Below are 12,081 nucleotides of genomic sequence, written 5' to 3' on the forward strand. Positions count from 1 at the left end.
AGGTGGCGCTCAACCGCAATACTCGTGGCGCTCAGAGAAGCGAATATTCAGTTACCCGAGTAACCGCATCCATATACCACCTCCGGGAAGCGGCAGAGCGTGTGGAAGAAGGGAACCCCACTGAGCGATCTGTCAATCGGGCCCGTCCAGCTGTGTGTGACTCGGGCATCATCCAGTGGGTCTGCTGAAGCTTTGGTTGAGTCTGGGGTTTATGCCGCCAGGGTGACGGCGTCTTTCATTATGGTCTCGAATTCGATGGGTGTCAGTTTCCCGAGTCGGCGCTGCCTTCTCTTGCGGTGATAGATGCCCTCGATCCACTGCACGATCGCGAGACGCAGCTCGAGCCGAGTGGCCCATCGCTGCCGGTCGAGGACGTTCTTCTGCAACAAGCTGAAGAAGCTCTCCATGGCCGCGTTGTCCCCACACGCGCCGACGCGGCCCATCGATCCGGTCAGGCTGTGGCGCTTGAGCGCTTTCCGGAATTTCCTGGATCTGAACTGGCTGCCTCTGTCGCTGTGCACGATGACGCCTGCCGGGTTCCCCTGGTGGGTGACGGCCATCTCCAGCGCGTTCACAGCCAGACGGGCCTTCATCCGGCTGTCGATCGAGTAGCCGACGATCTTGTTGTTCCACACGTCCTTGATCGCGCACAGATACAGCTTTCCTTCCGCTGTCCAATGCTCCGTTATGTCGGTCAGCCACAGTTGGTTCGGTCCCTCGGCCGTGAAGTCCCGGTTGACGAGATCGTCGTGCACGGGCGGGCCTGCCTTCTTATAGCGGCGCTTGCGAGTCGTGATCGTCGATCTGATCCCCGCGACGTGGCATAGCCGCCACACGCGCCGCTCGCTGAGCTGGTAGCCGAGGTCAGCGATGTCGTCGGAGAGGACCCGGTATCCGCCCTCGGGATCGTCCTCGTGCAGTTCCCGGAGCACCTCGATCAGATGCGCCTCCTCGACTTCACGCGCGCTGATGGGCTGTTTCAGCCACTTGTAATACGCCTGCTCGGTGAAGCCCAGCACCCTACTCGCCACCGCGACCGGCACCCTCACAAGGGCGTCGGCCGCGGCCATCTCACGGACGAGTGGGTAGATCATTTTGGGGGCAGGATATGCGCCTGCGACAGATACGCCGCAGCCCGCCGGAGCACCTCGTTCTCCATCTCCAGCTCCCGGATCCTTCGCAGCGCCGCCGTCATCTCGCGGCGCTCATCGGGATCAGTCGATGGTGTCATCCCATGCGAGCGGAACCGGTCATCGCGCACCCACGTCTGCAGCGCGGTCTTCGAGATGCCGAGATCCCTGCACACCTTCTTCTGCGACGAGCCCGCAACGACCATCGCCACAGCGTCCCGCTTGAACTCATCGGAATAGATCTTCGGCACGATTGCCATCCTTCCAGCACGACCCCCACCCGGGAGTCATGCGGTCATGGACTCAACCGAACCTTCAGCAGACCCAGTTGCGGATAGTGATATTCAAGACTTGCGGCGACCGCGGCGGGCCGGGGGGAGATCGAGTGCATATTCTCGCCGATGCGCGCTCCGAAGTCGAGTGATCCGCCGCCGAATCCCCATGCCAGACGACCGTCTGCCGTCGTGCGGTAATAGTTGACCATCATGCGCGAGTCCGAGATGACAAGGCGATCAATGTCACCCAGGTCCGCGAGACGCTCTGGCATCCGCTCGGTGGCGATCATGTCACTGCCTACGACGGCGATCGCATTGCGCAACTCATGAAGCTGACCCAACCACGCACCCGCTGCCAGGATGACACGGGAGGATCGAACTCGTCCCCCTTCCGTGTGCACGATGGGGGTGGAACCGCGCTCGAGTCGTGTGACCGGCGAGTTCTCGAAGATTTCGACGCCGTTCTCCAGCGCGACCCGACGTAGTCCGCGGGCCAGTAGCGCGGGCTGGGCTTTGCCTCTTTCGGCATCGAATACCCCTCCGACATAGCGGGAGGAGCCGGTGAGCTCCACGACCTCTTCGGCGCTGACGTCGCGGTAGTTCTCCCCGAGGCCGACAGACCGCAGCGCCTCGACCGTGGGAGCCCAGGTGTTCTCGGTAGCGTGGCTGGAAGAAACCCACAATCCGCCGCCGCGCGTGATCTGCGCATCGATCTCATGTTCCGAACAGAAGTCGATGATCTCGTCCAGTGCGCGGACGGAGAGCCTGATCGCCCGAATAGTCTCCTCCGACCCCATGATCGCCTTCATTGCAAAATACTTCACACGCCATGGGTCCATGAACCCGCCGTTGCGCCCGCTTGGCCCGCCACCGCAGATGTCCGCTTCGAGGAGGATGATGCGCGAGGCGGGCTCGAGTTCCCGCACTCGAAGTGCCGCCCAGAGCCCTGTGTATCCTCCACCGACGATGACGACATCTGCCGAATAATCGCCGCGCATCATTGGAGCATCGGTCTCAGTATCAAGCGCCTCCGTCAACCAAAAGCACCTCTCTGGCCTATGCGAGGCTCGGTACCTGAACTTGGCGTTCATCGGCACCGTGGGCAACGACTCGTCACCGGAACGCGGCCTTGCCCGTGAGTACTTCGCCTAGAATCAGCGTGTGCATCTCGACTGTGCCCTCGTACGTGAGCACCGACTCTAGGTTGTTCTGGTGGCGGATCACGGGGTACTCCAGGGAGATGCCGTTCGCGCCCAGGATCGTTCGCGCGGCACGGCAGATCTCCAGCGCCTCCCGGACGTTGTTGAGCTTTCCGATACTCACCTGTTCGGGACGTAGGCCACCAGCATCTTTCCGCCGCCCCAGGTGGAGGGCGAGTAGGTAGCCCTTGATGTACTCGAGCGACATGTCGGCGAGCTTCTGCTGCGTCAGCTGGAATGCACCGATCGGCTTGCCGAACTGCACCCGTTCGATCGAGTAGCGTCGCGCGATCTCGAGGCTGGAGCGCGCGGCGCCCAGAGAGCCCCAGACGATTCCGTACCGGGCCTCGTTGAGGCAGGCAAGCGGACCCTTGAGTCCACGCACCTCCGGGAACACGGCATCCGCCGGCAGGCGCACGTCATCGAGGACGAGCTCACCGGTCGCCGAGGCTCGCAGCGACATCTTGTGCTTGATCTCGGGAGCCGAGAAACCCGGAGTGTCGGCGGGGACGACGAAGCCCCGGATGCCGTCGTCGGTGTGGGCCCATACGACGGCGACATCCGCGAACGGCGCGTTGGAGATCCACATCTTCCGGCCGTTGAGTACCCAGTCGTCGCCGTCGCGACGGGCCACCGTCGTCATACTCGCGGGGTCGGATCCCGCGTCGGGCTCGGTGAGACCGAAGCAGCCGATCGTCTCGCCGGCGGCCATCCGCGGCAGCCATTGCTGCTTCTGCTCCTCGGAACCCCACCGCCAGATGGCGAACATCGCGAGTGATCCCTGCACCGAGACGAGTGATCGCAGACCGGAATCGGTCGCCTCGATCTCGAGGCATGCTACCCCGTACTCCGTAGCCGACATCCCGGCGCACCCATAACCCTCCAGGTGCATCCCGAGCACACCGAGCGAACCCAGCTCCTTCGCCAGCTCGCGGACGTTCGGAATGGCGCCGTTCTCGAACCACTCGGCGATGTACGGCTCCACCGAACGATCGAGCATCTGCCGCACGGCACCGCGGATGCTCTTCTCGTCGTCGGTCAGCAGGTCATCGAGCCCGGCCGGGTCGGCCGGGTCGAGGGCAGGCAGCTTCATGGGGTCAGCGTGGGTCACGGGGATTCCTCCTCTTGCGGTCGGCGACGCCTCGTCGCGCGTCGATGCTCGGCAGCCACTCGATGGCACGGGTGGCGGACGTCATGGTTCCCTCCGCGGGTTCCATGTCTGGTGGTCCTCGGCATCCGGCGGTGGCAGCAGATAGCGCACGGGCGTGCCTGACAGTCGGATGGGATTCGCGACGCTACGTGCGTCGCCCTCCGGCGTCGCAATCGTTACGACCGGCTCGAGTTCGACCTTCTCGGCGAGCTCGAGCCCTTGAGCGATCGTGTTTACGGTTCCGGCAGGGACGCCGCGCGCGGTCAGCCGTTCCGCCCACTCCCCGGCGGAGGCGCTCGTCAGGAGCGCGACCAGGACGGTCTCGAGTTCCGCGCGGTGGGCCACCCGGGCGCCATTGGCCGCGAATCGAGGATCTTCGTGGAGGTCGGGGCTCCCGAGTTCACGGCACAGGGCCTCGAACTGACGATCGTTGCCGACCGCGATGACGAGATCCCCGTCCGCCGTCGGATACATCTGATACGGGGCGATGGATGGATGCGCGTTTCCGTGACGTCGCGGCGACTGTCCCGTCACGACCGTCGATGACGACTGATTCGCCAGGCCGCTGAGAGCGGCGCTCAGCAGGGAGATCTCCACACGCTGGCCTCGCCGCGTACGTTCGCGCGCCCGCAGCGCCGACAGGATGCCGATCACGGCGTTCTGCCCGGCCAGCACGTCCACGAGCGCCACGCCGACCTTCATCGGCTCACCGTCGGGTGCACCGGTCACGCTCATGAGCCCGCTCTGGGCCTGGGCCAGCAGGTCGAAGCCCGCCAGTTCTCGCCCCGCTCCGGAGCCGAATCCCGTGATCGAGCAGTAGACGAGGCCTGGGTTTCCCGCGCTGAGGCTCTCGTAGTCGAGGCCGAATCGCTCCATCACTCCGGGTCGGAAGTTCTCGACGAGGACATCGGCCTCGGCCGCGAGTTGGAGGACGATCTCGCGATCCTCGTCGCGCGTGAGGTTGATGCGCAGCCCCCGCTTGTTGCGGTTGACCCCAGTGAAATAGGTGCTGACACCGCGTGCGTCCACGGGCGGAACCCATGCGCGCGTCTCGTCGCCCGCGGGTGGTTCGATCTTGATCACATCCGCGCCGAGGTCGCCCAGATACATGGTCGCCAGGGGGCCGGCCAGCACCCGGGATAAGTCCAGGACGCGTATCCCCTCCAAGGCGCCGTTCGATGCATCGGTCATGCCGCGCTCGCCTTCAGGGGCGTGAGAGGTCCTCCCGACGTCGGCACGTGGATTAGGTGGGCGCGACGGCTGTCGAGGGCGGTGCGTAGCGCCTCCTCGAATTCCTCGACCGTCTCGGCTCTAGATGCTGTGATGCCGAAGGACTCGGCGAGGGAGACGAAGTCGGGGTTGCCGAGGTCGGTTGCGAAGGCGTTGCCGGGGAAGCGTCGATCCTGGTGAGTGCGGATCGTGCCGTACAAGCCGTTGTCGAAGACGACGATGATCACGGGAAGGTCATTCGTGGCGACGGTTGCCATCTCCGCGACCGACATCAAGAAGCACCCGTCGCCGGCGTACACGAGGGTCGTAGTGTCCGGTCGCGAGAGCGTTGCGGCGATGCCCGCCGGCAGGCCGAAGCCCATGGCCCCGCTCACCGGTGCCGACTGCGAACCGGCTGTGCGGTAACGGTGAAACCGGTGCACCCAGACGGCATAATTGCCTGCCCCGTTGCACACGATCGTCTCCTCTGGGACCAGCGCCGATGCGGCGTGCACCATGTGTGCCACGACGTCATCGGGAGCGGGTGTGCTGAACGACTCGAGGTCCGCTCTCGCGGCGGACGCCCAGGCCGACCAGCGCGGTTCGGCGATGGGAGCGGCGGCCAGGTCACGAAGCACATTCAGCGTGGGGAGGATTGCGATGACATCCGCTGGCCAGACCCGCTCGACATCCTGCTCCGAAGCGGCGACGTGGATGATGCGAGCGCCAGGTGCGCCGACCGGCCGTTCGTAGCCGTCGGTGTCGATGTCGCCGAAGTGACCGCCGAGAGCGATCACGAGATCCGCTTCGCCGACGGTGCGGGCAAGCGCCGGATCCGTGCCGAAGCCCAAGTGCCCTATGTACGCGGTCGAGTCGTTGTCGATGCCGTCTTGGCAGCGGAACGCGGCGACAACCGGCACGTCGTTCGCTTCGGCAAACTCCTGCACCAGGCGGTGGTGCTCGGTATCCCATGAGCCTCGCCCAAGCAGCACGAGAGGTTTCGCTGCCTGCTCTAGCGATTCCACGATCTCGGCGACGACCGCCGGCGAGGTCACGTCTTCGAGCCGGACGGGCTGTGCGCGGACAGCGTTTACCGCCGGGTGGTACAGGATGTCCTCGGGCAACTCGACCACGACCGGCCCCGGGCGCCCGGACTCGGCGATCCGGAGTGCTCGGAGGATCGTCTCCCGCGCGCGCTCCGCCGTGTCGATGCTCGCCACCCACTTGCTCATCGAACCGAAGACGGCCCCGCTCGAGATCTCCTGGAACGCCCCGCGCCCACGATCGCCGGATGCGATCTGGCCGACGAGCAACAGCAGGGGTGCGGCATCCTGCTCGGCACTGTGCACGCCGATAGCCGCATGGAGCGCACCAGGACCGCGCGTGACAAGGCACACGCCGGCCCGCCCGGTGCGGCGGCCGTGTGCGACCGCCGCCTGCACTGCCGAGGCTTCGTGCCGGAAAGTCACGAGGCGTGCGTCATCCGCGTGCTCGCGGAAGCCGTCGATCACTGGGAGAAAGCTCTCCCCGGGAACACAGGATGCCCATTCGACGCCGCCGTCGATGAGGGCCTCGACGATCGCCGAGCCGACATGGGGAACAGTCAAGGTGGTGTCCTCTCGATTCAGGCGACGCGGTTGACTAGCTGGCCGGTGAGTGCACCAGCCAGATTTGCGACCGTGATGTCGGCCATTCGCTCCATGGCATCTGGAGTGTTGAAGCCGACGTGCGGCGTGAGAATAGCCCCGTCCAGTCCACGGAAGACATGATCCTCCGATGTCGGCTCCGAAGAGAAGACATCGATCGCGGCGGTGATGCGCCCGTTTCGTACGAGCTCGGCGACACGTGCCTCGTCCGTCAGTTCGGCGCGCGCTGTGTTGACGAGCAGCGTTCCGGGGCGCAGTAGCTCGAGGCGTCCGGCATCGAGCATGCCCGCTGTCTCGGGTGTGAGGGCGACATGGAGGCTGACGATATCGCTGCGGCGGAGCAAATCTTCGAGGCTGACGAAGCTCACGTCGGGGTGCGCATCACGGTAGCGTTCGGGCGTCCGCGTGGCGACCAGCAGCCGTGCGCCCATCGCGGAGAGCACGCGTGCGACATGACGCGCAATTCCGCCGAAGCCCACCAGGCCGACGGTCGAGCTCGACACCTCGCGGGCTGGGGTCGAAGCATCCCATCGGCCCGCGTGCATCGAGCGGTCGTAGCGGGGGATGCTGCGCAATGACGACAGCATGAGCGCGATCGCGTGCTCGGCCACCGCGGCATCACCGTAACCGGGGGTGTTGCAGACGATGATGCCCCGCTTACGTGCGCTAGCCATGTTCACGTGGTTGGCCGCGCCGGTGCCCATGAACGTGACGATCTTCAGGTCGGGCAGGTCGAGGACCTCATCGGGGAGCGGCCAGCCGAAGACGACCGCCTGCGCGCCAGCGCACCGCTCCACGACAGTGCGCGGATCGACCACGGGGGCATCGGTCCAGACGGTGATCCCGCCGAGGTCGTCCAGTCGCTTCGCCCGGTCAAGATCGGAGAAGAGTCTCTCGCAGAGCGGATCTCCATCCGGCATGACGATGCTTGTGCGGTTCATCCGACGCTCCTTTCGATTTCTCCTGCTACACCGCGTGCGGAAAGAGACACCAGATCCTCTGCGCGAGGGAAGGAGGGAATGCAGTGATATCGCGACACGGAGAAGGCGGCGGCTCGAACACCCAACTCGACAGCACCCCGCAGATTCGATCCTCTGAGGAGTTCACCCGCCATCGCGCCGTTGAATGCGTCACCTGCCCCTGATGGGTCGGCGACGACGGCCTCCGGTGCGGGCACGAAGTAATCGCCATCACCGGTCGACACTTCTGCCCCTCGTCCGCCGCGCGTCACGACGACGTTCTGAGCGCCGGTCGCAATGCGCACATCGGCGGCCGTCGCTCCGACTCGGCCGGCGAGCGTGTCGGCCTCTCCGGCGTTGGGTGTCAGCACGGTGACGAACGCCAGGTCGGCACCGACGAAAGGTGCGGCGGGACTCGGATCGAAGATTACGGTTCCGGTGAACTCGTGAGCGACCTGGAGCGTGGCCGCGGGGTCGGTCTCGCCTTGGACAAGCAGGATCTGTGCGGCCAGGCTTGCCAGCGCACGGAGGGTCGGCTCTACCGCAATCTCGGAGCCGGGACCATTGTCGGTGACGATGACCTGATCGCCTTCCGGAGTCAGCAGGATCACGCTGAATCCGTTGTTCCGGGGATCACGGCGCAGGAATCGCACATCCACACCCTCGTCGCGAAGGACCTGGCTGGGGTCGCTGTCCCCGGGATCGTGACCAACGGTGCCGATGAAGGCCGTTGGCGACCCGAGACGGGCTGCGGCGACGATCTGGTTCGCGGCCTTGCCCCCAGGGCTGCGCTCCACGCCGGTCGCGCCGAGGCTCTCCCCGTTCACCGGCAGGTGCGGCACCTGGACGGTGATGTCGGGGATGATGAGGCCGAGCGATGCGATCATGGATGGAGACCGAGCGGCAGCGGCGCAGCAGATTCCGCATCGACCGCGATGTCGACATTCGGATGACCGTGCACGAGCGTCACGGGATAGTCGACGTCCCGCTCGGTGGTCAATGCCACGATCCGCAGGATGTACTGCTTCCACGCACCACCGTCCGTGAGCAGGCGGATGCGGCGGGCCGACAGGAAGTCGGCCATCCCGACCGTCAACGCCATGGGTGGGAGGGCTTGCGTGTACCCTCCGGTCGAACGGTGCGAGTGGGCGACGATGGTGTCTTCCAGGAGGGGGACGACGCGGGTCTTCGACGCCGCGAGCTCGTCGACCGTGTACTTGTGCCACCGCGTCGAGGGCGGTTCGTTGAACGCGACGTGGCCGCGGTAGCCGAAGCCGGCGAACGCGGTGTCGAGACCACCCTCCGCCACGATGCGCGCGCTGAAGCCGTCGATGTCGCTCATCGTGGGGAACACGATGTTCTCCGGCAGTGGCAGCAGCTCCGGATCGAGCAGATCGTAGAGGTTCTTCTGACAGTAGCCACGGAAGCTGAATGGATGGTCAGGGGCGATCTCACGACCCTGCCAATCGAGGAACTCGTCCATGTGGAACGCGAACACGTTCCGCCAACTGATGCGCTCCCTGTTGCAGATCTCCGCGAGGATCGGATAGTGGCTCTTCGGACCGACGGGCAGAAGCCAGCGGGTGGGCTCGCCGGCCGCATTGCGAGCAGCGAGCTCATCCGCCATCTCGCGCGCAAGCCACTCGTACAGTGCACGCTTGTCGTTGTGCACGAGCAGCGGGTAGCGCGACTGCTCGACGAGATTCTCGATTGGCATCGTCAGGTCTTCGAAAGTGAGGTCGTCTGCGGTGGCCGCGTACGTACGGTCGACGATCATGTGGACTCCTTACACAGGGGGACGTGGGCGTGGGGGTCAGACTTCGTAGGTGTCCATGTGCGCGCCGGAGAACATCTCCAGGGCTTCGTCGCGCACGACGAAGCCGTTCTCCCAGCGAACCGAGAACTCGGTGGCCTGCGCGAACGTGTCGGCTTGGAAGCACATGCCCGGCTGGATCGTGTACTTGCTGTCGCTCTCAACCCACGGCTGCTCGGTCTCCATTAGACCCAGGCCTGTGCACGGTCCGTAGAGGAAGGCGTCGGACTTGTTGCGGGCCGTGAAGAACTCCTGGTAGTTGCGCGCGATCGATGCCGCTTCCACGCCGGGGCGAACCCACTCGAGTGTGGCGAGATGCGCGTCGCGACAGAACTCGATGAGATCCCGCTGAGCCGTTGTCGCCTTGCCGAGCACGAGAGGTCGACCGACGCCAGACGAGTAACCGTTCACGCGGGCTGAGATGTTCAGTTGGACGACGTCACCACTCTCGAGGACGCGGTTCGCGGGGCGGGAGATCGCGGGGCGGGAGTTGGGGCCTGACAGGACGTACTGTGGCATCCCCTCGTACTCGGCCCCGTTGGCGTACATCGCGGCCTGCGCGATGCCCACGACCTGCAGCTCGGTCATACCCGGCCGGATCCGCTCGAGGATCGCCGAAAGTGCGATCTCGGAAATCTCGAACGCCTTACGGAGGTTCGCGATCTCCCAGGGGGATTTCTGCGCGCGGAGCGACGTCACGACATCGTCGGCGCGGACGAGTTCGACATCGCCGAACGCACGCTGCAGCTCGTCGATGATCACCATGTTCGCGGCGAACGAACCTGCGATGCCGATTCGGCGGGGAGAGGAGACCCCCAGATTGCGGAGGACCCCGTCGTACGTGTCGAGGGAGACCTCAGGGTAGCTGGGGTCGGCGGACTCGCGCAGGCTTTCGATCAGGGCGACCTGTGAGACGCGACCGCGGTGGCGAGCGTGTGTCTCGCTCTCGGGACCGGCGAGTAGCACGGGCTCTCCCTCGGGGGCGAAGAGTACGGCACCGCTTTCGAACGCGGGCCAATAGTCGGACAGGTACCGCAGGGAGGAGAACTCGGACTCGTTGCCGACGACGAGCAGGGCGTCGAGCTCCCGTTCGATCATGGCGGCCTGGACCGCGCGCCAGCGCGTCGTGAGCTCGCCGTCGCTGATGGCAGCGGGCACCTCGGGTACAGACAGGTCGACGCCGATCTTCGTCCAGTCGATGGCCATGCGGAACTCCTTTGGGTCACGGGGTCGGTCCCACCTCTGTGGGGACATTACCCAATCGATTGTGTTCTAGACAACCATCCATTCCGCCAATCGTCAACATGCGCCGACCCACGGGTCCGGAGAGCGGAGCGCTGGTGAGCAGCGCGCGGAGGATCGGTGCAGCTTGGTACAGATCGCTGACAAATCGACGTTATTCGCGGGAATCTGGTTAGTTGGCCGAAGACCGTGCGCTGCATTCAGAACGCGGATGCGGAGGTTCTCTGATGAGATCTCAATAACAGCTCTTGACCATCCGGGCAGGAATCGTCTATGTTCAATGGACGCAACTCAATCGATTGTGTACCTGAGAACAATCACAGCGAGCCAGAGCGGGCATCACGGACGATGCTGCGGTCGAGGCTCATAAGAAAGGAGTTCGCTCGCATGCACACTCTCCATTCGCGCCCCCCCCGCGGGCTGGGACGCCGGGCTCTCGCAATCGGCGCAGCAGCGCTAACCACTTCGCTCCTCATCGCTGGCTGCTCGTCGACTCCGTCCACGGAGCCGTCGAACGGCGGTGACGACGCGGCGGCTGAAACCTTCGACATTCGGCTGTCCCACACGCTTCCCGAGGCCAACCCTGTGCACACCGTCGCGGTCGAAGTCGCGGACGCAATCCGTGAGCGCACCGACGGAACAGTGAACATCGACGTGTACGGCGCCGGCACCATCGGCTCGACGGCCGAGACCACCGAACAGGCGTCACTCGGGCAGCCGATGATCTCCTACGTCGACGCTTCGCACGTCGCCGAGTACGGCGTCTCGGAGTTCGGGATGCTGACGTCTCCGTTCCTCCTGGCAGACTACGAGGAGGCAGATAACATCCTCGAGAGCGACTTGTTCGCTGAGTGGACCGAAGAACTGGCCGACGTCGGCGACCTCCAAGTGCTCGCACTCAACTGGTTCGCTGGTCCGCGTCACATCGTCGGCAACAAGGCCGTCCCGGAGCCGGATGACCTCACCGGCGTGAAGATCCGTATTCCGGAGGCTCGCACCTGGGAGATCATTTTCGGAGAACTGCTGCCTTCCACTCCCGTCGCCATTCCCTCCTCCGAGCAGTTCGCTGCGCTGCAGCAGGGAGTCGTCGACGCCGGTGAGATCCCGCTGAAGAGCATCGTCGACCTCGGATTCAACGAGGTGGCGACGGACATTACCCTTACCGGACACCTCAACCTCTTCCTCGGGTTCGTCATGCCTGCGAGCATTTTCCAGGAGATGTCGGCGGAGCAGCAGGAGATCGTCCTCGAGGAGTTCCGCAAGGGCGGCATCGCGGCGACGGAGCAGACCACTGCCGGCGACGCTGAGGCCCGCGAGCTCATGGAGAGTCAGGGGATCGCGTTCCACGAAGCTGACATACCGGCGTACCGTGACGCGACCGTCGGTTACTTCGACTTCTTCGATTGGGACTCGGAGACCGTCGACCGGCTGCTTGCGGCCCGCGACGGCGAGTAATGA

At 65.0% G+C, this 12,081-nt stretch carries 10 protein-coding genes; 1 reads left to right on the plus strand and 9 read right to left on the minus strand.

Going from position 1 to position 12,081, the window contains the following annotated elements; all coding sequences use genetic code 11:
- Nucleotides 1–209: 209 nt before the first annotated feature.
- From WDU99_RS16730 to WDU99_RS16770, 9 genes are all read right to left on the minus strand, one after another.
- Nucleotides 210–1,381, minus strand: a protein-coding gene (locus WDU99_RS16730; RefSeq protein ID WP_337333608.1) for an IS3 family transposase whose coding sequence is annotated in 2 segments (ribosomal slippage) — nucleotides 210–1,105 and nucleotides 1,105–1,381 — 1,173 coding nt in all. Because the reading frame shifts where the segments join, the coding sequence is not laid out codon by codon here.
- A gap of 44 nt (nucleotides 1,382–1,425) precedes the next feature.
- Nucleotides 1,426–2,403 (minus strand): NAD(P)/FAD-dependent oxidoreductase, encoded by a 978-nt coding sequence (locus tag WDU99_RS16735; protein ID WP_337333609.1) that lies wholly within the window; start codon nucleotides 2,401–2,403, stop codon nucleotides 1,426–1,428.
- Nucleotides 2,404–2,518: 115 nt separating this feature from the next.
- Nucleotides 2,519–3,697, minus strand: coding sequence for an acyl-CoA dehydrogenase family protein (locus WDU99_RS16740; RefSeq protein WP_337333610.1), 1,179 nt, complete (start codon nucleotides 3,695–3,697; stop codon nucleotides 2,519–2,521).
- Between the two features lie 99 nt (nucleotides 3,698–3,796).
- Nucleotides 3,797–4,945, minus strand: coding sequence for a CaiB/BaiF CoA transferase family protein (locus WDU99_RS16745; RefSeq protein WP_337333611.1), 1,149 nt, complete (start codon nucleotides 4,943–4,945; stop codon nucleotides 3,797–3,799).
- Nucleotides 4,942–6,570, minus strand: coding sequence for a thiamine pyrophosphate-dependent enzyme (locus tag WDU99_RS16750; protein WP_337333612.1), 1,629 nt, complete (start codon nucleotides 6,568–6,570; stop codon nucleotides 4,942–4,944). The genes WDU99_RS16745 and WDU99_RS16750 overlap by 4 nt, the downstream gene beginning before the upstream one ends.
- A gap of 17 nt (nucleotides 6,571–6,587) precedes the next feature.
- The gene (locus tag WDU99_RS16755) at nucleotides 6,588–7,550 is read right to left on the minus strand and encodes a 2-hydroxyacid dehydrogenase (RefSeq protein WP_337333613.1); all 963 of its coding nucleotides are present in this window, start codon (nucleotides 7,548–7,550) and stop codon (nucleotides 6,588–6,590) included.
- Nucleotides 7,547–8,410 carry a PfkB family carbohydrate kinase gene (locus WDU99_RS16760; protein WP_337333614.1) on the minus strand — a complete coding sequence of 288 codons (864 nt, stop codon included), beginning with the start codon at nucleotides 8,408–8,410 and terminating at the stop codon, nucleotides 7,547–7,549. The genes WDU99_RS16755 and WDU99_RS16760 overlap by 4 nt, the downstream gene beginning before the upstream one ends.
- A 41-nt stretch (nucleotides 8,411–8,451) precedes the next feature.
- Nucleotides 8,452–9,345, minus strand: coding sequence for a 6-phosphogluconolactonase (locus tag WDU99_RS16765; RefSeq protein ID WP_337333615.1), 894 nt, complete (start codon nucleotides 9,343–9,345; stop codon nucleotides 8,452–8,454).
- Nucleotides 9,346–9,381: 36 nt separating this feature from the next.
- Nucleotides 9,382–10,587: a M24 family metallopeptidase gene (locus WDU99_RS16770; protein WP_337333616.1), complete on the minus strand. Its 1,206-nt coding sequence runs from the start codon at nucleotides 10,585–10,587 to the stop codon at nucleotides 9,382–9,384.
- Nucleotides 10,588–10,896: 309 nt separating this feature from the next.
- On the opposite strand from WDU99_RS16770, the gene dctP reads away from it, so the two are divergent.
- A complete protein-coding gene (dctP, locus tag WDU99_RS16775) occupies nucleotides 10,897–12,078 on the plus strand; it encodes a TRAP transporter substrate-binding protein DctP (RefSeq protein WP_337333617.1) in 1,182 nt (393 codons plus the stop codon).
- The last annotated feature ends 3 nt before the right edge of the window (nucleotides 12,079–12,081 follow it).

The organism is Microbacterium bandirmense (assembly GCF_037204185.1).
Lineage (GTDB): Bacteria > Actinomycetota > Actinomycetes > Actinomycetales > Microbacteriaceae > Microbacterium > Microbacterium bandirmense.